This is a genomic window from Streptococcus sp. SR1 (assembly GCF_000526075.1).
Lineage (GTDB): Bacteria > Bacillota > Bacilli > Lactobacillales > Streptococcaceae > Streptococcus > Streptococcus halitosis.
Window position 1 is genome coordinate 19,998 of record NZ_JATR01000015.1, and the last position, 18,878, is coordinate 38,875.

The 18,878-nt window shown below is 35.6% G+C and carries 22 protein-coding genes; all 22 read left to right on the plus strand.

Annotation, left to right across the window (positions count from 1 at the left end; translation table 11 throughout):
- Positions 1-76 precede the first annotated feature (76 nt).
- The 22 genes from pcsB (at position 77) to HMPREF1518_RS05200 (ending at position 18,830) form a co-directional block, all read left to right on the plus strand.
- Positions 77-1,312: a peptidoglycan hydrolase PcsB gene (gene pcsB, locus HMPREF1518_RS05100; RefSeq protein WP_000726999.1), complete on the plus strand. Its 1,236-nt coding sequence runs from the start codon at positions 77-79 to the stop codon at positions 1,310-1,312.
- A gap of 339 nt (positions 1,313-1,651) precedes the next feature.
- On the plus strand, positions 1,652-2,152 hold the full coding sequence (locus HMPREF1518_RS05105) for a hypothetical protein (protein ID WP_006151489.1): 501 nt from the start codon (positions 1,652-1,654) through the stop codon (positions 2,150-2,152).
- A gap of 5 nt (positions 2,153-2,157) precedes the next feature.
- Positions 2,158-2,406 carry a hypothetical protein gene (locus HMPREF1518_RS05110; RefSeq protein ID WP_033584637.1) on the plus strand — a complete coding sequence of 83 codons (249 nt, stop codon included), beginning with the start codon at positions 2,158-2,160 and terminating at the stop codon, positions 2,404-2,406.
- Positions 2,407-2,418: 12 nt separating this feature from the next.
- On the plus strand, positions 2,419-3,921 hold the full coding sequence (locus HMPREF1518_RS05115; protein WP_006151615.1) for a primase C-terminal domain-containing protein: 1,503 nt from the start codon (positions 2,419-2,421) through the stop codon (positions 3,919-3,921).
- An 88-nt stretch (positions 3,922-4,009) separates the two neighbouring features.
- On the plus strand, positions 4,010-4,171 hold the full coding sequence (locus HMPREF1518_RS10910) for a hypothetical protein (protein WP_000600806.1): 162 nt from the start codon (positions 4,010-4,012) through the stop codon (positions 4,169-4,171).
- Positions 4,172-4,179: 8 nt separating this feature from the next.
- Positions 4,180-4,383: a hypothetical protein gene (locus HMPREF1518_RS05120; protein WP_000878299.1), complete on the plus strand. Its 204-nt coding sequence runs from the start codon at positions 4,180-4,182 to the stop codon at positions 4,381-4,383.
- Positions 4,384-4,398: 15 nt separating this feature from the next.
- Positions 4,399-4,821, plus strand: a complete 423-nt coding sequence (locus tag HMPREF1518_RS05125) for a hypothetical protein (protein ID WP_006152172.1) — start codon at positions 4,399-4,401, stop codon at positions 4,819-4,821.
- Positions 4,818-5,264, plus strand: a complete 447-nt coding sequence (locus HMPREF1518_RS05130; protein WP_006151967.1) for a thioredoxin domain-containing protein — start codon at positions 4,818-4,820, stop codon at positions 5,262-5,264. Before HMPREF1518_RS05125 ends, HMPREF1518_RS05130 begins: the two co-directional genes overlap by 4 nt.
- Entirely contained in the window at positions 5,257-5,487 is a 231-nt protein-coding gene (locus tag HMPREF1518_RS05135; RefSeq protein ID WP_025170324.1) for a hypothetical protein, read from the plus strand. The genes HMPREF1518_RS05130 and HMPREF1518_RS05135 overlap by 8 nt, the downstream gene beginning before the upstream one ends.
- Before the next feature lie 9 nt (positions 5,488-5,496).
- Positions 5,497-5,718, plus strand: a complete 222-nt coding sequence (locus tag HMPREF1518_RS05140; protein WP_025170325.1) for a hypothetical protein — start codon at positions 5,497-5,499, stop codon at positions 5,716-5,718.
- A complete protein-coding gene (locus HMPREF1518_RS05145) occupies positions 5,705-6,190 on the plus strand; it encodes a hypothetical protein (protein ID WP_006152162.1) in 486 nt (161 codons plus the stop codon). The genes HMPREF1518_RS05140 and HMPREF1518_RS05145 overlap by 14 nt, the downstream gene beginning before the upstream one ends.
- 1 nt (position 6,191) lies before the next feature.
- Complete coding sequence (locus HMPREF1518_RS05150; RefSeq protein ID WP_006151724.1) at positions 6,192-7,202, plus strand: hypothetical protein; 1,011 nt, start codon at positions 6,192-6,194, stop codon at positions 7,200-7,202.
- 418 nt (positions 7,203-7,620) lie between these two features.
- Complete coding sequence (locus HMPREF1518_RS05155) at positions 7,621-7,977, plus strand: hypothetical protein (RefSeq protein WP_006151673.1); 357 nt, start codon at positions 7,621-7,623, stop codon at positions 7,975-7,977.
- A gap of 33 nt (positions 7,978-8,010) precedes the next feature.
- On the plus strand, positions 8,011-8,298 hold the full coding sequence (locus HMPREF1518_RS05160) for a hypothetical protein (protein WP_033584645.1): 288 nt from the start codon (positions 8,011-8,013) through the stop codon (positions 8,296-8,298).
- A 404-nt stretch (positions 8,299-8,702) separates the two neighbouring features.
- Positions 8,703-9,038, plus strand: a complete 336-nt coding sequence (locus HMPREF1518_RS05165; RefSeq protein ID WP_033584647.1) for a hypothetical protein — start codon at positions 8,703-8,705, stop codon at positions 9,036-9,038.
- Positions 9,031-9,378, plus strand: a complete 348-nt coding sequence (locus HMPREF1518_RS05170) for a hypothetical protein (protein WP_033584649.1) — start codon at positions 9,031-9,033, stop codon at positions 9,376-9,378. Before HMPREF1518_RS05165 ends, HMPREF1518_RS05170 begins: the two co-directional genes overlap by 8 nt.
- Positions 9,379-9,380: 2 nt before the next feature.
- Positions 9,381-10,169, plus strand: a complete 789-nt coding sequence (locus HMPREF1518_RS05175) for a DNA/RNA non-specific endonuclease (protein ID WP_033584651.1) — start codon at positions 9,381-9,383, stop codon at positions 10,167-10,169.
- Positions 10,170-10,179: 10 nt separating this feature from the next.
- A complete protein-coding gene (locus tag HMPREF1518_RS05180) occupies positions 10,180-10,629 on the plus strand; it encodes a hypothetical protein (protein ID WP_006152167.1) in 450 nt (149 codons plus the stop codon).
- A gap of 10 nt (positions 10,630-10,639) precedes the next feature.
- On the plus strand, positions 10,640-11,200 hold the full coding sequence (locus HMPREF1518_RS05185) for a hypothetical protein (RefSeq protein ID WP_000227716.1): 561 nt from the start codon (positions 10,640-10,642) through the stop codon (positions 11,198-11,200).
- An 18-nt stretch (positions 11,201-11,218) separates the two neighbouring features.
- On the plus strand, positions 11,219-13,588 hold the full coding sequence (gene mobP2, locus HMPREF1518_RS05190; RefSeq protein WP_033584653.1) for a MobP2 family relaxase: 2,370 nt from the start codon (positions 11,219-11,221) through the stop codon (positions 13,586-13,588).
- A gap of 116 nt (positions 13,589-13,704) precedes the next feature.
- Positions 13,705-13,965 carry a hypothetical protein gene (locus HMPREF1518_RS05195; protein WP_000424244.1) on the plus strand — a complete coding sequence of 87 codons (261 nt, stop codon included), beginning with the start codon at positions 13,705-13,707 and terminating at the stop codon, positions 13,963-13,965.
- A gap of 11 nt (positions 13,966-13,976) precedes the next feature.
- Complete coding sequence (locus tag HMPREF1518_RS05200) at positions 13,977-18,830, plus strand: PBECR4 domain-containing protein (RefSeq protein ID WP_033584656.1); 4,854 nt, start codon at positions 13,977-13,979, stop codon at positions 18,828-18,830.
- Positions 18,831-18,878: the final 48 nt, after the last annotated feature.

Here is an 18,878-nt window from a genome sequence, read left to right on the forward strand (position 1 = left end):
AACAAAGGCGTAATATTTATTATGTCTTTTTTTGGTATACTAGTAATGTCTTAAATAGAAGGAGTATCTACACAATATGAAGAAAAAAATCTTAGCGTCACTTTTATTAAGTACAGTATTGGTGTCTCAAGTGGCAGTGTTAACAACTGTTCATGCTGAAACAACTGATGAAAAAATTGCTGCTCAAGATAGTAAGATTAGTGACTTGACAGCTCAACAAAAAGAAGCTCAAAAACAGGTAGATGAAATCCAAACGCAAGTTACAGCCATTCAAACACAGCAAGCAAACTTGCAAGCTGAAAATGAAACACTACAAGCGGAATCTAAAAAACTTGAAGGAGAAATTACAGAGCTCTCTAAGAATATTGTTGCTCGTAATGAATCTTTGGAAAAACAAGCACGTAGCGCACAAACAAACGGTGCTGCAACTAGCTATATCAACACAATTGTAAATTCAAAATCAATTACAGAAGCTATTTCCCGTGTTGCGGCTATGAGCGAGATTGTATCGGCTAACAACAAAATGTTAGAGCAACAAAAAGCTGATAAAAAATCAATTTCAGAAAAACAAGTCGCAAATAATGAAGCAATCAATACTGTCATTGCGAACCAACAAACGCTTGCTGACGATGCACAGACATTGACAACAAAACAGGCGGAGTTAAAAGTTGCTGAGTTGAACCTTGCTGCAGAGAAAGCTACTGCAGAAGGCGAGAAAGCTACCTTGTTGGAACAAAAAGCAGCAGCAGAGGCAGAAGCGAAAGCAGCAGCTGAAGCAGAGGCAGCTTATAAAGCACGTCAAACAAGTCAACAACAATCAGTTGTTGCTTCTGGAAACACAAGTTTCTCAGCTCAAGTGCAAGCAACATCTACATCTACATCAACGTCAGCATCAGCATCTGACGACGAGGACTCAAGCTACACTCCAGCACCTACACCTACTCCGACTCCTACTAGACAACGTCCAACATACAGTACAAATGCTTCAAGTTATCCAACTGGTGAATGTACTTGGGGAGCTAAAACATTAGCACCTTGGGCTGGAGATTACTGGGGTAACGGAGCACAGTGGGCTACAAGTGCAGCAGCTGCAGGTTTCCGTACTGGTTCTCAACCACAAGTTGGTGCGATTGCATGTTGGAATGATGGTGGCTATGGACACGTAGCGGTTGTTACAGCAGTTGATTCAACTACTCGTATTCAAGTATCAGAATCAAACTATGGTGGAGATCGTACAATCGGTAACAAACGTGGATGGTTCAACCCAACTACAACATCTGAAGGTTATGTTACTTACATTTATCCAAACTAATGAATGAAACGAAGAGGCTCGATTTGAGCCTCTTTTATTATTTTTAATCGAGAGCAAGATCGAAATCTATCAGTAAGTAGTAAGAGTTTTTAGAAAATCAAATAATTCAATATTTTTAGGAGAACAGAGAAATCTGTTCTCTTTTTTGTTCGCTTAAAATTCTATTTGAAAGGAGTTAAATGATGATAGGATTAGAGATTGTAATGAATTTAGACACGTTAGAAATCTTTGACGTTATCGATCATGATAAGAATGGAAACAGCGAACAAGCGCCTACAGCCATCCAATTAAGCTTATTTGACTCAATGACGTGCATTTGACAGAAGGAGATATATTGGAATGGACAGAGAAGCGCTATACAATGAATTAATTCAAAGCGAACCATTAGGTTTCATTGATCCGTTTTCTGACCTTGGAGAATTCGATCCTCTTCAGCTGAAATTTAAACAACCCGTAAAGGACTTAGTGAATCGATATTCAGGACAACCTTACAGCTTGGTCTGGCAACATAAAATTATGGAAATGCGGAAGTTGTTTATTGCCTATCAGATAGCATTAAATGAAGAAGATAAGCAGATTAACTTTCAGAGAAGAACAAGAAGCGAAGAGTCCAAAGAACATGCTACAACTATTGTAACAACCTATTTGAAGCTGGGATTTAGTTTTAAAGAAATTGAGAAGCGTGTTTCTTTATCTTACAAACAACTTCGTCGAGGATGGAGAAGAAGTGATCACATCATGACATATAGTCCTGAATTTTATAGCAAAAGGGACTTATCTGAAGGTTACTGTTTACCGAGTAAAAAGCTACCTAAAAGTATGAGAATCAATGAGGAGTAATTATCATGAAAGAAGCAGTATTAAAGGAGCATGTTTGTACTTGGGAACGTCTTCTAGATGAACTATTACAAAACGAAACAAAGGTGGAGAGGGATGAAATTGATTTAGTTCCAATTAAAACATCTTGTAGAAAAGAGTATTTTTGGATAGCAGAAGTGAGTGTTGAGAATCAGCACAATACAAGTACTACTGAATATGGGTATTGTCCATTTTGTGGATTAAAAAAACAAGAGATTCTTATAGTTGATTTGTAGAAATTAAAAAACATGAAAAAGATTGATTTATTAAAATGCTTATCCATCATCACAAAGGACGGATTAAGAACACAAAAATTTAAGAATAGCCATCTACAGCTCATCTCTTCAGCTGAAGAAGGAAGACGAGGATCGGTATTTGCTTATCGTTCAAAAGCGAATATGGTTAAGGCACGTGGTGTTGTTTTAACCTCTGTCGAATCATTGCTGGAGAACCAGGATCAGTTTACGCACTGGACCCCTAACGTATATTGCTACGGAAGCTATAGCGATGCTGGTCGACGGATTACACGTGGGCACTCTGAAGATAATCTTAGACAGATTAACACATTCTACATTGACTTCGATATTACCTCTGCAGCTGAAGAAATGACGACAGGAGATATTTTAACCGCTTCTCTGGAGTTAGGTTTTATGCCAACGTTGATTCTAAAATCTGATAAGGGATTTCAAGCCTATTTTGTCCTCTCAGAATCAGCTTATGTTACAGCTCATTCTCAATTTCGAGTGGTGAAGGTGGCTAAAGCTATCTCTCAAAATTTGAGAAATTACTTTGCTCAAACTTTACCAGTAGATTTGACTTGTAACCATTTTGGGATTGCTCGTATTCCTCGAACTGATAATGTCGAATTCTTTGAACCTGACTATACCTATTCGTTCCAGGAGTGGTTAGATTGGTCAATGAAGCAATCAGAACTTCCTTTCCCAAGTAAAAAGCCCAATTTGACGGTTATTTCAGGCTCTGAAGGGGTGAAACAGATTGATGAACCCTGGTATCAATTGCTGATGAGAGAGGGAAATATCAAAGGTGGAAAAGCATTGATGGGAAGAAACAACGTTCTTTTCACGTTAGCTTTAGCCAACTTCTCTTCAGGAATCGATCAGGAAGAATGTGAGGAGGTTCTTTCTAGTTTTAATGCGAATCTAGACGAACCACTCTCTTCAGCTGAATATCATAAGATTATTACAAGCGCCTACTCAGGAAAATATGAAGCTGCTAGTCGTGATTATGTGATGACTTTATGTAAAGCATGGGTCAATCAGGAACTCAAGGCTTCAGATCTCTTTGTGAAGCAACGTTGGTACAAATTTAAGAAGAAACGTGCTGACAGGAAGAATAGTCATCTCTATGAATGGAAAACAGACGTAATGGCCTATTTAGAAGGTTTCTATCAATCCGAGGATCCATTTATCCAGACGACGAAAAAAGAGATACGAGAGAAGTTGAACATTCCTGAGCGCTCATTAGACAAAGTATTGAAGGTTCTCAAAACAGAACAAAAGATCTTCTTCACAGTCAAACACGGCCGTGGAGGAGGCATCAGATTAGCCTCTATCAAAGCAATCTTGCTTTCCCTTATCAAGGTGAAGAAAGAACGTCAGGAGGCTTATATGGCCAATATTGCTGCTTTCTTTGAAGAAAGTATAGAGTTCACTCAGAGAGTGATAGAAAGGGTTAAAGATGGCTTTAAACAAACACAACAACTATCTTTATTTGAGCTTGATATTGGATAATTTTAAAAACCCGCAATCTGCCTTACATTTATATCTACGATTATTACTCAGATATAAATGTATATAAAATAATCTATGGAGGAATGATATGATTTTGATTTTAGTTGGATTCTTTAGCCTTATATTTGTAGGAGGACTTTTCTTAGTTCTCTCACTTATAGGGATTCGTCAACAAGTTCGTTTTGAAAACGGATATGATTCTGAATTAGAGACAGATCGATTGGCAATGATTGGCCAAAATAGAAAGTGAGAAGAAGAATGAAGTACGTAATTTTCAGTTTTGAATTAGGTGACTATATTTGTAATGGGGAGAATAAAGTTTTAGTTTTTGATACCTTGGGACTAGCTTTTCAGTATCTTCAAAAACATTACCGTAAACCACTTCCTGAACAAAGAAAAAAGAGATTGATTCACTATCCTGATGTGTATCAAGCTCCGTTTAGACTTTTAAAAGTTTGTTAGGAAGGAGAAAGGTCGATGTCAGAGTTATTCAAAATCATTAGAGGATACTACCTAACAGGGGTTGGTCAGGAACCATTGGCTTATTATTTTAAACTTTCATCGGATAATTTAAAATTTGAGTCTGTTTCTGCAGGGGATGTGGCTTTAACTTTTTATCAAAACGAGGAGAGTATTTCTAGCATTCCAGCGATCATTAGAGTAGATAGTGTTATCTCGAATGATAAAATGATTTCAGATTACCTGCAGGAGGAGTTGAGAGATCATTATCCAATGTTGCCAATTGTCCGTGTATTGGATTCCGAGGAATTTGATCCTTTACTCTTTCAAGAAGTGATGACAACGTTCACTAACTTGAAATTAGAAATAAAAGAATTGGCCAAGATTGATTATGTTCAAGGTTCCATATTTGATTTTATAGATGAGGAGGAGATAGGATGAAAGAGCTTTTTACGCATGTTAAGTTAGCTCTAGGGGCTCTTCTTGTCATTTTACTTGTGAGTCTCGCAGTTTTAGGAGGATATAGGCTGTATAAAGATTATTTTATCTTAGATTATGATCCTCACCTTACTCAGAAGGAATACCAGAATACTGTACTTGATCAAAATGTAAATCTAGTATTTTATAAAAAAGATTGTCCTTACTGTCAGGTTGGAAAAAGTGTAGTTGTAGATGCAGCCAATAAAGGTTCCTATCCTACATTTTACATTGACACTCAGACAGAAGAAGGTCAAAAGTTGGTAGAAAAATACCAGGTTGAAAAAGCTGCAACTATCATCAAGATTCGTAAGGGGAAAATAAAGAAATATCTATATGCTTCAAGAGATTCAGAGGAAAAGATTGTAGCAGATGAGAAAAGTATTCAGGAGGCCATAAATGACTAAAAGGTTAAAGCTAAGTAAATGGGCCGAGACAGCCTTTCAAAATGATTGTGAACTATGGCGTACTAGGACAAATGAAGGAATGGTTGTTTTAGGAAAATTATCAGATGGAACGTTTACCCTACATCGTTTTAATGACGAGGGAGGAAGACTAACACATATTTCTCAAGATGAGGCTCTTTGGCTAACATTGGATTTGGCACCTGAAAAGTTAGGTTGTATTTAAGGAGGCAGTATGTATCAAATTTTAAATGCTATTGCGCATGGGGTGGTTGGAACTATCTTGATTGCGATCTGGTTTGTACCGCTTTTCAGGATAACTATATGTGATAACTTTGGAAATGAAATCAAAACGAAGAGGGTGCCATTAGCGTTCTTAATGTTACTAAAAAGTGTTTGGCCGAAAAGTAAGGTTTCATTTATTTGGAAAGGATATAAGAAGCATGAGAAGAACTAAATCATCTAGTTTGAAGCAGAAAAGAGCTAACAAACATTTAAGAGGTATAAAAAATTACAAGCTATCGAGTGAACAAAAAAGTTTCGACGATGTATCAACTTCTGCTATGTTGTTGGCAACAAATGTGAAGTATCGAGTCTTTGCAATTTTAGGATTCGTATCTGGTTTTATTTCCCTAGTTTTAGTATCACTAAATCTCTTTTTAGGATTTAATGCATATGTAATTGTAAATTTAGTTGATATGAATTCAAATTTTTTTCAATTGGTAGGAGTAAAAGAAGTTTCTTTTATGACAGTCTTTGAATCATTCTATTTTGGAAATGTCGAGTTTATGAGAGATATGTTTGTAACTATTTTTGTAGCTATTATAGTTTTTTCTTTATCATTATATATAATTAGGGCTACTGAAAAAAAGACAGATATAAACTCTTTAACAAATCAGTTTTATGAAAAAATCAGGAAGGAGAAATAAAATGTCTACTTTAATTGAAATATTCAAACCCTGGATTGAAAAGATAAAATCTAGCCCAATTTTGAAGCCATTTATTAAGACTAAAGTTTGGTTTCAAGAGAATATTATTAAGAGAAAACTAGTCATTTTCTCAATGTTATTTTTGACCTGGTTAAGCCTTTTGATGGGAGCGATTTTCTCACCACAAAGACAAACATACACCTCAGAACAACTCAAAACAAAGCAGGTTTTTGCGAATGGTAGCGGTGAGATAAAACTGGTCAGCCAGGAATATTCACCAGATACTGGAATTATCGTTTTACAATTTGAGACAAAAGATGCTACGACTTCGATAGATCGGGGCATCGATGCCAAACGATTGAAATGGAAACTCTATGCGCAACATAAAGACTCAAAAATAGAGATGGATGTTGTGCCAATCATTGATAATAAAGTATCAGTTATTATTAAAGGAGTTCCGAAAAATTTTGGTGCATTTGCGATCGATGTGACGAATCAGACAGTCTCTTCTAGCTCAATTGATGTGAATATTTCATCGCCATCTAGTGATTCTAAAAAGGTTTCTCAGAAGAAATCTGGAGAAGAGGACACTGTACAATTCTTTGTAACTCCTCAAAATCCTCAGCTTGAAATCAAAGCTATTGAAGTTGTCTCCAGAGAAGAATTTACTCTTCAGGAAATCGAAAAAGAGATCAATTTCCAGAATGAACAGTCTCAAAAATTGACAACATCAATTTCTCAATTGAAGGAATCTATTGAAGATGATAACTCACGAAAAGCGAGTCTTCAAGCAGAAGCAAAATATCTAACAGGTGATGATCTCGAAGCCAATCAAAAGAATATTGCTACTCTGGATACAAACATCGAAACGAAGAATAGAACCATCGAAACAGCCTATAAAAACATTGAAAAGTTGAAGGCTAAATTGGAGTCTTTGGACAAGAAAAAACAGGCAGTCAAAGATGGAACATTTGAATTTTCAAACCCTATTGAAACTGTAGAAATGAATTAAAGTGAGGTAAAATAAAATGAAATCAAAGAAAAGTTTTAAAAAGCTTTACCATGTAATGTTTTTTATAATGATTGATTGTTGCTTCACTCTATATATTTTACTTACTGTGTCGGCCTTTCTTACTTATCAGTGGTTTGTAAATCTTAATTCTTCTACAATTCTTTATTATTACGATACCATGAGTGTACTATGGTTTAGTATTTTAATTTCTACAATTTTGACAAAGATATTATATCGTCCATTGTTAAGCTCTATTTGGTTCCAACCCTTGTGGGATAAGATAAACGATAGTGAATAAAGAGAATGAATCTCCTTAATTTTTGAATTAAGGGGGTTTATTTTTTATGATTGTCCCTTTAAAAAATTTTTTTCATTTATCTCTTATACTAGAATCAATCAAAAAAAGAAAGGCAGAAAAATGAAAGAACAACTTAAATTAGCACCAAAGGAAAATCAACCAGTTAGAAAGCATCGTACTGTATTCACAAGTACAAAAGGTTTGATTAGAAAACAGAAATGGGTTGTGCTGGATATTGATGAATATGGAATGACCTATCGTAGTAAACCAGGATATAAAGGAGAAATGTTTTCTTCAATGTACATCGTTCTACAGGAAATTAAAATTGATGAACGTTCTTTCACACTAACCATCAAGAAAAATGATCATGAAGTTTATGTGATTGATTTGAAAAAATTAGATGGCGATTTGTGGAGCAACTTCCAAATTATAAAAGAAAAAATTACCAGCTTTGCAGGAAATAAATTAAGGAATTAAGAAATACGAAATTAGAAAAAAGGAGAAGTAATAATGGCTAAAAATGATTTAAAAAAAATTGATAATCAACTAGAAGAGGCAAGGAAAAAAGTTGCCACTTTGGAACAGGAACGTAAAGAAGTAGAAGAGAATCTTCAAAAACAAATTGGTAAAATTTATGTTCAAATTCAATTGAAGAAAAATAAAAATCAGTCGTATGAATCAATTTTTGAAGAGTTAAAAATGGAATTAAACCTCATCAAAGAAGATGAAAAAGAACAACGTTTAGCAGCGAAGAAAAATCGTGAAGAAGGAAACTTTCCAGCTGAAGATCAGTCTTAATTTTTGAGTTTTGAACTTCTAAACGAAGTCAAAAACGGTGTAAGTAAAAGTATGTAAAGAAGAAATACAGTGTAAGTATAACACCTATAAAGTGTGTAAAGGTAAGTATAGCATGTGTGTGTAAGTAGGTGAAACCGAGAAAATTACCGGTACTGGAAACGTTGATACTATCAACTCCACACGCTTCGTGGGGACAGTTTCCCTTATGCTCTTTTCTACCACAACACACCTAAAAAGGACCTTAGTCCCTCTGTGTGTGTTAGTGTGTTGAAAAACCGCAAAAATAGAACCGTATCGGTTCGTGATGTTGCGAGGTTGAAGTTTTCTTTTTTGCTTCTTTTTGCTTTTGCTTCGACAAAAGAAAAAAGAAGGGCGCTGTTTTTTAGAAAGGAAAATTTAAAATAATGGCAAATATAAAACAAAATCGAATTGAGATTAGAGGGCTTACTGATGATGAAATTAATTATCTAAAATCTCTTGCTAAGAAAAATAAAGCCAAATCCTTTAATGATTTTCTGCTCTCAATCTGTCGTGAAAAAATTGAGTACGGAAAATTTAATCGTGCTCAAGATTTGTATGTGGCTCATTTAGAAAATATGAAATTAGCTTCTGACCATGTTCTGGAACAAATGAAAAAACAGACAGGGATACTCTCTGAATTTGAAAAAAAAATGGATCGCTATGGCAATCATATTTCACGTTGGTTAGAGTATGAAGGAGAGGTGGAAAGTGATGACTAAAGAAATCAAAATCAGAAATATACCTGATGATATGTTTGAACAACTTCGAGATATTTCAAAAAAATATAACTATCCAAGTTTCAATGAGTTTATGTTATCGCAAGTTCAAAATATCGTAATGAATGACGGATTGAATTTGTACAATAATCAATTTGCAGAAACATTATCTGATATCAAACAACAACAAAGTCAGATTTTAGAATTGATGTTGAAGAATGAAATTTCTCTTTTAGCTTTAAATGTTAAACAAGATATTGTAAACGAACTAACCACAAATTGGTTACATTTTATGGATGATGTATCAGCACTTGAAGCTGAACGACGGTCAGGTGGTGTTTGAAAATGAAGAAGAATAAATCACTGTTCATCATTCTCATTTTTCTTGCGATCTTTATCGTACAACCTAACAATTTTAATGCTATCAAATCTGGCTTGACACAAAATGATATCCCAAATCAATTGAACATAGTCGATTCAGCTGAAGAAAAAAATTCCAACTCAAATTTGAATCCTACTCTGAAAAATGATGATTTGAAATCGAAGGAGTATGATGAAAAAAATCAAGTGATTGTCGTCAATGAAAAATCACAATTTACAAAAGACGAATTGAGTTTAGAAAATGGCAGCTGGGAAAAATATTCTGATCTAGATTTTTTAAATCGTGTAGGAATTGCTGAAGCGATGTTGGGAAAAGATTTGATGCCAACTGAAGATAGAGAATCTATTTCGTCTATTACACCAACAGGATGGAAAAATAAAAAAATAATTTTCAACGGAAAAGAAGATTATTTATATAATCGTTCTCACTTAATCGGTTTTCAATTAAGTGGAGAGAATGCGAATGCTAAAAATTTATTTACAGGTACACGTGCTTTAAATGCAAATTTTGAAGATGAACAATCATCAATGGTTTACTATGAAAATAAGATTGCTAACTACATAAAAAATACGAACCACCATGTCCGCTATCGAGTAACACCTATATTTAGAAATGTGGAATTAGTTGCTAGAGGAGTTCGTATGGAAGCACAGAGTATTGAAGATGATGAGATCTCATTTGATGTATATATCTTTAATATTCAACCAGGATACAAAATCAATTATTTGACAGGATCATCTCAGAAAAATTGAGGAGGGAAAAATGAATCCAAGACTTAGCTTATATTTTAGCGAAGAAACACATGAAAAATTTAAGGAAATAAAATCCTACTTGAAAGAATCGTCTGCTTTGCAGAAACAGTATCGAAATAATTCAGCAACGCTTGTCACTTTGATTGAAGTTTTTTATAAACTTTTTATTGAATTAGGAGAAGGAAAAAATTTCTATGAGCGACTGACTCAGCTGGAAAAAAATTTGGAGGATGCCTTTGATTCTGGAAATGATAACAAGGCAATTCATCGTCAACTTGATCAAATTCTCTATCTAACGCTAACCAACTTTCATGCTATTACGAAAGATGATTTTGATGTTCAAGAATTGGAATCTATTCATTCACGATTGGATCCTACACAGCATGAATTGATGGCAAGAATCAACGATGTCATTCAAGAAGATATTGCACGTGGTCAAACTATCAAACATTCTCATTGAGGTACAGTAAATGGTAGATATTGTTGAAATCTATTTAGAAACAGGAGATTTTCATGAAGCGGTGAAACAGTCAGGGCTGCCTACTCATATAGCTCATTTGAAATTAATAAAGAGTGGCTGCCTTAAAATTCAAGATAAAATTCAGTATGGTTCTAGGACAGCTAAGCTCGGGGGAATGGCCGAGGAGCTTTTTCAAAAATATGTTCCAGATGCAACGGATGCGAATAAGTATTTCAAGAAAAATAATCCAGTATATGATTTTTGGCTAGATGGTCTAACGATTGATGTAAAATACAGCTCATTGTATAAAAGGAAAAACGGGAACTCTCATCACTGGCAATTGAGGACAAAAGGAAATCAAGATTTTATTGTCGCCTTTTTAGAACGAGAAAGTGGTTCAGAGTTAGAAGAACCAAATATCTTATTGATTCCCATGCAATTTATTGAAGAGCAAAAAGAATTACACATTTCTCAATCAGGACGGTGGATCAATGATTTTCAAGTTGAACCTGAAGAATTACAACCGTTATTAAAAGACTATGCTCTTTTAAGAAAAAATGGACTATTTTAATTCAAAGAGAGGAAAATAATGAACGTATCTTCTAGTCCAAGTATTACCTTTATGCTGCAATATACAGAAGCAAATAGTGGGTTTGTAGACTACACCAATAGAGACGAAGCTGTCGAGGTTGATAATGAATTAAATTTAGAAACGCACAGACAAAATATTGAGTCTCTAACTGAAGATGAACTACAAAAAATCCAAGCTGAAGTTCCAGAAACAAAACTTAATTTCCAGGAGTACATCGATTATATGAATCGTTCTTATGCTACTGAAAACCAAAATGAAGAGATGACAGCGATTTTTACAAAAGAGGCCAATTACTTGCAGCGTAGCAAAGTAACTGAATTGAAAAGTAAGTTAGAACAGGCTTATCAAAATGGCTCTCTTCTATGGCAGGGTGTTATCTCTTTTGATAATGATTTTTTAGCCAAAGAAGGATTATATGATTTGGAAACTGGGAAAGTCGATCAGCAAGCTATCAAGTCTGTCATACGTGAAGCATTGCCAAGGTTGATTGAAAAAGAAGGCTTATCTGATTCATCATTTTGGTGGGCCAATATTCACTTGAACACGGACAATATTCATGTGCATTTTGGTTTATCTGAAGTTGAATCTGCAAGAGAAAAAATTTTCTATCGACCTCGTGGACGAATGGAATTTAGAGGAAACTTTTCCCTGAAAACTATTGAGCGTTTTAAAAGTGATGTTTTTCATGGTCTGTTGAATGAACAGACTAGAGGAATGATTGTTCGACGAGAACAAATCTTGGCGAATATCAGAAGTGAATTGATTAATTCTGTATTTAGAGATCAGAAGGTTCGTTCTTCGGCTGAAAAAAATTTTTTGGAGCAGGCTTACAACCATTTGCCAATGGATAAAAAATGGCGTTATGGATCAAATGCAAGAGATTTTGCAGTCAGTAAATTCTTCCTTGACCGCTATCTGGACTCCTATTTAGAAAATGATGGGAAAGAGCTCTATCAAGAATTTCTGAAAGAAACGAAGAACTTTCTAGAAACCTATAGAGGAGCTTATTCAGCTGAAAAAAAATCAACCTACGAGAAGATTCGGAAAGTTGATGGTCGTTTTGAGAAAACACAACAGGAGGCTGCAGGCTATCATCTGCAGCAATTAATAGCGAGTCGAGAGAAGGAATTGAGAGAACGACTAGCAAATAAGATCTTGCACCTATTTCGTGAGAATGCTCCTGAAATAGCTGACGTTCGGCTGGAAAAAAATTTGGCCAATTTCTCAGTAAAGAACCAACAAAGGATTTTAGAACAGGATCCAAATGCAAGTGTTATCAAAACACTAGATTCCTGGAAAAAACTGGGTTATGATTTGAAAGATGGGGCAAAGCCCATTGAAATTACAAAACCAGTCTATGCTGCTTATGACAAACACGGAACAGGTTTGGGACGTCCTGAATATGTTACGGAATTAGTTTATGATGTGAGTCAGATGAAAGAAGACTTACTGAAGAAGCAACTTGGTTTACGAGACTTATCGCTATTTTCTTCGGCTGATTTGAAAGATCTTGTAGAAGCAGCTAAAAAGAAAAGTGATCGATCATTAAAAGAGCGCCAGGAGTTAGGAACATTTCGCTATGCTTTAAAATTGAGTTTATTGGAGGAAAAACAAAGTAGTTTATTAGTTCGTAAAACTCTTTTTGATCAAATTCAACCACTTGAAACGGATCAGCCATTTGTTGAATTGAAAAAGAAGGAGATTCTTCAAAGACTGAAGCTGACTGAATTGCAACTGACTCCAAATTATAAACTAGGTGAAGCAGACCAATCTTTAAAACAATCTCTTGCTAACCAATTTGAAGATAGTGTTTCTTTTTCAGTAGAAAAGGCTGATTCATTAACAATTCAAGCACCTATTAAACGTCTGAAGGGAGAATTAGCGGCAGTTCAACCTCTTCAAGATGAAGGAGTGCTGACTATTCTAAAGGGCTATCCTGTTACGAAAGATAGCTATATAGAAGAGCTACAGACCCATATCTCAATTTTTCAGCTGAAACATCAGATTTACAGTCGAAACAAGGAAATTTCACAAACGACTGATCAAACGACTATTCAAAAATTAAAACGGGAGAATGCGAAAGGATTTTCTGAACTCAAATCACTCTATCAAAAAATATTGCCAGAGGAAGAAAGCAATCAGAAAAGTCAGTTAGCTCAAGCTGTTTCACATAAAATGCAAGAAAGGAAGAACTTGCAAAGAAAAAACGTCCAACAATCCCAAGGCAAAGCAATCATCAATACAGATTTTATGAGAAATTTGACCAATTCTCTTCAAAGGGCCCAACGTGCAAATAAAAAAGCCCTTATGGAACGTGAGAGAAGTGATGAGAGGCAAGAACTTGAGGAAAAAGGACAAAGTATATAAGAGTCATTGTAAAAGCAATGACTTTTTTGTTGAAAATGGAATTATATTGTCCCTTTAACTGTGATTTTTCGATTATTACATAGAATAGAAGGATAAAAAGAGAAAGGAGAAGAAAAATGGAGCTAGTATTTCCAGATGTAGCAGTTGAAGCCTTTGACTTTTCAGCTGAATGGTTAATTACGGCAATGAATGCCGATAATAAGCAAGTGCATTTTGAGGGTCAAGGAAGAAATTCTGATTTAGAAATGGTTCTAGATTTTAAGGAAAATTCTGAGCTATTTGAATCTTTTTCAGTAGGGGAATTGGTTCACTTAGATCCAGAAACGTTTCTACAAGCAGAGAAAGAGCCGTACAAACCACAGTATGAAGGATTTTAAGGAGATTTTATATGACAGAACAAGAATCAAGACGTGGGAAAAGTCGTAGAGAACGTGTTGAATTTGCACGTTCTAGAGATATTTTGGATGTTGCAAACGAGCTCCAGATGGAGCTGGTTCAATCTGGACGAGACTATCGATGGAAAGAACATGATAGCCTAGTTATTTCACCTGATAAGAATTTATGGAAATGGTTTTCTAGAAATACAGGTGGAGATGCGATTTCTTTGGTTGAGACAATAAAGGAAGTAGATTTTAACCAATCGGTAGATTTTTTAAATGATGGAAATTTTAAAGAGTTTCAAATGGTTGAAAGGCCTCAAGAGGATTTTAAATACTATCTTGAGAAATACGAGCAGCCGTTATCAGCTGGACGAGACTACTTACGAAATCAACGTGGGCTATCCGATGAAACGATTGATTATTTTTTGGAACAGGGCGTTTTAGCCCAAGCTAATGCCAAACTTGACTACTTTGCGGAAGGTAATAGCGGAAATTCAACAAATGCGATTGAGCCAGTCATTGTATTCAAGTCCCTTTCTTCTTCAGGTGAAGTTGTTGGAGCCTCTTTACAAGGAATACAGGAAAATTGGGAGAAGTGGCCAAAACATGGATATGCTAAAGTGATTATGAAAAACTCCGATCCTATGACTGGTATTCATGTTGATATTGGCAGTCCAAAACGATTGATTTTCACTGAGAGTCCAATCGATTTAATGTCCTACTATGAATTGCACAAGGATAGTCTTCAGGACGTCAGATTAGTTTCTATGGATGGTTTGAAAGAATCGACTATTGGGCGTCATCTATCTCAAATTCAAGCTGAAATTTCAGGAAAACCACTAAGATGGACACCTGAACAAATGGCAGACGGGCTTCAAGTAGCTATTGATCATCACTTTTTTGAAGATGGGAAAAATGCGGATTTAATCACCCTAGCTTTAGATAATGATAAAGCAGGTAGAACATTCATTCAAGAATTGGAAGCAAAAGGAGCTGTTATCAATTCGGATCTACCAGAACTAAGATCAGGGCAAGATAAAACGGACTGGAATGATGTTCTAAAGAATCAGCAGGAAGAAAAATCTGATAGTCGAGAATCAGAATTTGAAGAAAAGGCTGAAGCAACTTTATCAGAATCAAGTCCCTTTCCTGATACCAGCCACCTTTCTCCTGAAGATGCAACATGGTTGAAGGAAAATTGGAATAATATCTCTTTTTCTGTTCAGTCGACTAGATCCTCTGAAACAGATCTGACTATGGAAGACAAACATATTCCAAGCAATCAAGAATCTATTGCCAATACAGAAAAGAATGCTGAAAGATTGATGAGCTACGAAGAGGTAAAGCAGGAAAACGAAGCATTAACTAAGAGATTAAATAATCGGATTCAATCTGGAGAATTATCAATCGAATTTGCACCAGATTTCTATCTGTATGATGTCTTTGCGAAGTTAGGAAATAGCCATCCTACTAAATACCTCAACGCTAAACGAATGGAAGTATTGTCTCCTATTCATTCACTTTTAGCCTCTATTGATGATCGAACGGTTGATTTATACAAGAAAAAAGGGACTTCTGAGCAGGATTCTTTGTATCAAGCATTGAAACCTCATCAGAGAGATTTGGGAGTAGATATTTCAACCCAGTTTATTGGTGAACTTGCAATAGCAGCCTACAATACTAACAAGCAGATAGAAAGCCTGTCAAGTGACAGTTTTGGTGTCTATTTTGGTGAAAGAACTCTTGATAATCTTTCACAATCGGTTGAGCGAATGCTGGAGTATCCATTGATTGAATCTGGAACAAGAGACTTTGCCTACGGTTTTGTGACAACACCAAATACATTGTTTCACTATTTGGATGAGCAAGAGGGAGAAGTGGTTTTAAATCATGAATTGTTGGATAACTTGATGTCACGTCTTGAGACTCATCCTATTAAGATAATGGAGACTTCAGAAGAAAAAGCCCCTGAGAAATCTCAAGAGCTAGATGTGATTTTGGAGCAACAAAAAAATGAGAGGACCAGTGGTAGTCTGGGGTCTTTACAGCCTGAAGCTGAAGGCAGTCCCACACCCGTACCAAAAGTTGGCACCTTTGAACGCTCTGTTACCAGTCGTCCTACGACATCCTCTCATTTACTTTATTTTACCATAAATGAAGAGTTTCAGTCAAGTAATGATGGCTACTATCACTCTATTTCCTTGGATGAATTAACTAAATTAAATCGTCCAATCCGTAGACTAGCTTTGCAAAATGCAGCACAATATTATTTGGATGAGTTGGCAAACTCAAAGATTTATTATGTTACCCCTGATAAGACTGTACAAGTGCATTTTGAAGAAAAGCACTTCATGCACCTAACAGGAATTAAGCCAATTGCATTAGGGCAGACACCTGAGAAAACTTTACATGATTTTGCAGAAGGAAATGGGCATTTTGACAATATTTTATTGGCTAATAATGAAGCGGCTTTTGACAAACTAAAGGTCTTATCAGATCTTTCAGTCGCAACAGAAAGTACTTCTTTCTATTTTGATGATTTAACTAATCTTAGGCGATATGATGGACGTTTTGATAGTCTTATAAAGTCTGATGATAAAGATATTATCTTGCTATTCAAAGAGTTAGAGGAAGAAAACTATATTCCAATATCAGTTTTTAAGTCTCGGACAAAAATTACCAAGGAACTAGATACGGTAGATAAAACACCTATTCTTGGTGTGTTCCGTGAACGTGATGGCCAGATTGAACAACTATCGATTAATGATGAATATGTTAAAGATGGTGGCGAGGAAATGTTATCTATCTTAAAAAATAAGAAGTATGAGGAGGTTTCTGATGAACCTGAACTACCAGCTCCAGAGAACACACTGAATAAAACCTCACTTGATTCAGCTACCTTTACTCAAGTCTTAGATACTGTCTATAATTTAGGTGTGCCAGGTGACATCTCAAAAACTCCAGAAGAATTTCATCAAGCCTGGAATCAGTATCTTGACTATGCAAAACAGCACAATGATAATTTTGATCAGATTGTTGCTTCAGCTGGTGCAGATCATCTCCTAGATACAAATTCAGATTTTTATAAAGAATGGATACAAGATCATATCTATAAGGAAAACTACCATGTACGTCTCCAATGGTCTGAGGAGCGCCCAGATGGGCCGAAATTGCCCTTTAAAGAAACAGATCTGATATCTTATCAAGATTTTGCTAGAGAGCTTTACAAAGCCAATCAGGACTTTTATCCAATTCATCAAGAAGGAATGAAACAAGTAACTGCAGGCAATACTGAAGGCTATATCCCTCCTACTAAAATTAAGTTTGATGTCTATGCTCCAGGTGGTGAATTGATTAAGGAGGGAATTCGTTATGATATTGGAGATGAGACTACACCAATTTCACAAATGCTAGGATTAGGATATCGTCGACTCAACGGTCAATCTATACTAGCATCGATGGATGAAGAAATTCTTTCTCAGCTGGAAAATAGAGTGGTGAATAAGGAAATTTCCCAGGAAGCAAATGAATCGTCTCGATTGACGGAAGAGGGAGAAGGTCAAACTCCTGATACAAGAAAAACGGTAGCTTTTCAATCTTCTAAGCAAGAAACTAAAACTAATTTGCTTCAGCGTGTAGAGGAGATTCTGAAAGAGGAACCTATTTCGGATTTGGAGACCCCTGAAGTAAACTCAACTAGCATTGATTATGCTACTTTAACGCCTCATGAATTGAGTGAAGTTGCTTTTCAAAAAGTGAGGGAGTACACAGAAACACCAGAACGGTTAGAAGAGTATCTGAATTTTATGAGTAAGTTTCCAGAACTTTCTCCTAGAAATGTAGCTTTGATTCAGGAACAGTGGCCAGGAGCGAGTGCAGTCGCAACCTATAATCAATGGCAATCAATGGGGGAAGTTCTTGGAATTACTTCAGATCAGGTATTTGAAACGAGAAATACCTACACCAATAAAAAAACAGGTCGAACAAGAGAAGTTGTCCATAACAATCTTTCGGTTAAGACAGGAGAAAAATCACATATTACCTTGTTTAGACCTATGATGGTTGAAATGATTCCTGTATTGGATGAAAATGGGAACCAGGTAAAAAATGGAAAAGGCAATCCAAAATATAAAAGACTTTCTGAAGCGACACCTGAAGAAAAGGTTTTAAAGAAAGAAGGAAAATTGAAATCTCGCTTCTTCCAAGAAAGAGATTCAAATACAGGCTTAGCTAAATTCGCTACGTATAAAGTATTTGAGTTGTCCCAAACAACCTTGAAGCCTGAATTTTATCCCAAAGCGATGCCAAATCGTCACTATAACTTTAATATGGATCATATTCGTACAAAAGAGGTGCTTGAAGGACTTTCAGACTATGCTAAGAATATTGGGGTAACAATCTATCAAGACGATGCAAAAGAGTTGAGGAGTGCGAAAGGAGCTTTTTATCCAGATGAACAAAAGATACTTTTGAATCCAGATAATACTCCTGGAGAAGTCGTTGCAACCACTATTCACGAGTTGGCGCATGCTAGTCTACATAATCCTAAATTTGCTAACTCGTATAAGGAAGAAGTCTCAAAAGATCGTAGAGAACTTGAAGCTGAGATGACAAGTTATCTCGTTTCTAACCATTTTGGATTAGATACCTCTGAGAAAGCCATTCGCTATATGGCAATTTGGACTGATAATTTGACCTCTCTTGATGATCAACAACTAGCGCAATCTATGAAACGGATTCATGGAACAGTATCTAAGATTGTAAAAAGTGTTGAACAACATACAAAGCCTTATCAGTTGAATAGACAGGTGGGACAAAATCAAAATTTTATCCAAAGCCCAAAAAAGGGGCTTAAAGTATAGAAAGAGTGCTCTTTATGAGCCTCTTTTTTGTATAAAAAGTTATATAAC

Bases quoted from the DNA above. Each gene is read 5' to 3' on its own strand.
- pcsB (WP_000726999.1), top strand. From the start codon at position 77: ATGAAGAAAAAAATCTTAGCGTCACTTTTATTAAGTACAGTATTGGTG.
- HMPREF1518_RS05105 (WP_006151489.1), top strand. From the start codon at position 1,652: ATGGACAGAGAAGCGCTATACAATGAATTAATTCAAAGCGAACCATTA.
- HMPREF1518_RS05110 (WP_033584637.1), top strand. From the start codon at position 2,158: ATGAAAGAAGCAGTATTAAAGGAGCATGTTTGTACTTGGGAACGTCTT.
- HMPREF1518_RS05115 (WP_006151615.1), top strand. From the start codon at position 2,419: ATGAAAAAGATTGATTTATTAAAATGCTTATCCATCATCACAAAGGAC.
- HMPREF1518_RS10910 (WP_000600806.1), top strand. From the start codon at position 4,010: ATGATTTTGATTTTAGTTGGATTCTTTAGCCTTATATTTGTAGGAGGA.
- HMPREF1518_RS05120 (WP_000878299.1), top strand. From the start codon at position 4,180: ATGAAGTACGTAATTTTCAGTTTTGAATTAGGTGACTATATTTGTAAT.
- HMPREF1518_RS05125 (WP_006152172.1), top strand. From the start codon at position 4,399: ATGTCAGAGTTATTCAAAATCATTAGAGGATACTACCTAACAGGGGTT.
- HMPREF1518_RS05130 (WP_006151967.1), top strand. From the start codon at position 4,818: ATGAAAGAGCTTTTTACGCATGTTAAGTTAGCTCTAGGGGCTCTTCTT.
- HMPREF1518_RS05135 (WP_025170324.1), top strand. From the start codon at position 5,257: ATGACTAAAAGGTTAAAGCTAAGTAAATGGGCCGAGACAGCCTTTCAA.
- HMPREF1518_RS05140 (WP_025170325.1), top strand. From the start codon at position 5,497: ATGTATCAAATTTTAAATGCTATTGCGCATGGGGTGGTTGGAACTATC.
- HMPREF1518_RS05145 (WP_006152162.1), top strand. From the start codon at position 5,705: ATGAGAAGAACTAAATCATCTAGTTTGAAGCAGAAAAGAGCTAACAAA.
- HMPREF1518_RS05150 (WP_006151724.1), top strand. From the start codon at position 6,192: ATGTCTACTTTAATTGAAATATTCAAACCCTGGATTGAAAAGATAAAA.
- HMPREF1518_RS05155 (WP_006151673.1), top strand. From the start codon at position 7,621: ATGAAAGAACAACTTAAATTAGCACCAAAGGAAAATCAACCAGTTAGA.
- HMPREF1518_RS05160 (WP_033584645.1), top strand. From the start codon at position 8,011: ATGGCTAAAAATGATTTAAAAAAAATTGATAATCAACTAGAAGAGGCA.
- HMPREF1518_RS05165 (WP_033584647.1), top strand. From the start codon at position 8,703: ATGGCAAATATAAAACAAAATCGAATTGAGATTAGAGGGCTTACTGAT.
- HMPREF1518_RS05170 (WP_033584649.1), top strand. From the start codon at position 9,031: ATGACTAAAGAAATCAAAATCAGAAATATACCTGATGATATGTTTGAA.
- HMPREF1518_RS05175 (WP_033584651.1), top strand. From the start codon at position 9,381: ATGAAGAAGAATAAATCACTGTTCATCATTCTCATTTTTCTTGCGATC.
- HMPREF1518_RS05180 (WP_006152167.1), top strand. From the start codon at position 10,180: ATGAATCCAAGACTTAGCTTATATTTTAGCGAAGAAACACATGAAAAA.
- HMPREF1518_RS05185 (WP_000227716.1), top strand. From the start codon at position 10,640: ATGGTAGATATTGTTGAAATCTATTTAGAAACAGGAGATTTTCATGAA.
- mobP2 (WP_033584653.1), top strand. From the start codon at position 11,219: ATGAACGTATCTTCTAGTCCAAGTATTACCTTTATGCTGCAATATACA.
- HMPREF1518_RS05195 (WP_000424244.1), top strand. From the start codon at position 13,705: ATGGAGCTAGTATTTCCAGATGTAGCAGTTGAAGCCTTTGACTTTTCA.
- HMPREF1518_RS05200 (WP_033584656.1), top strand. From the start codon at position 13,977: ATGACAGAACAAGAATCAAGACGTGGGAAAAGTCGTAGAGAACGTGTT.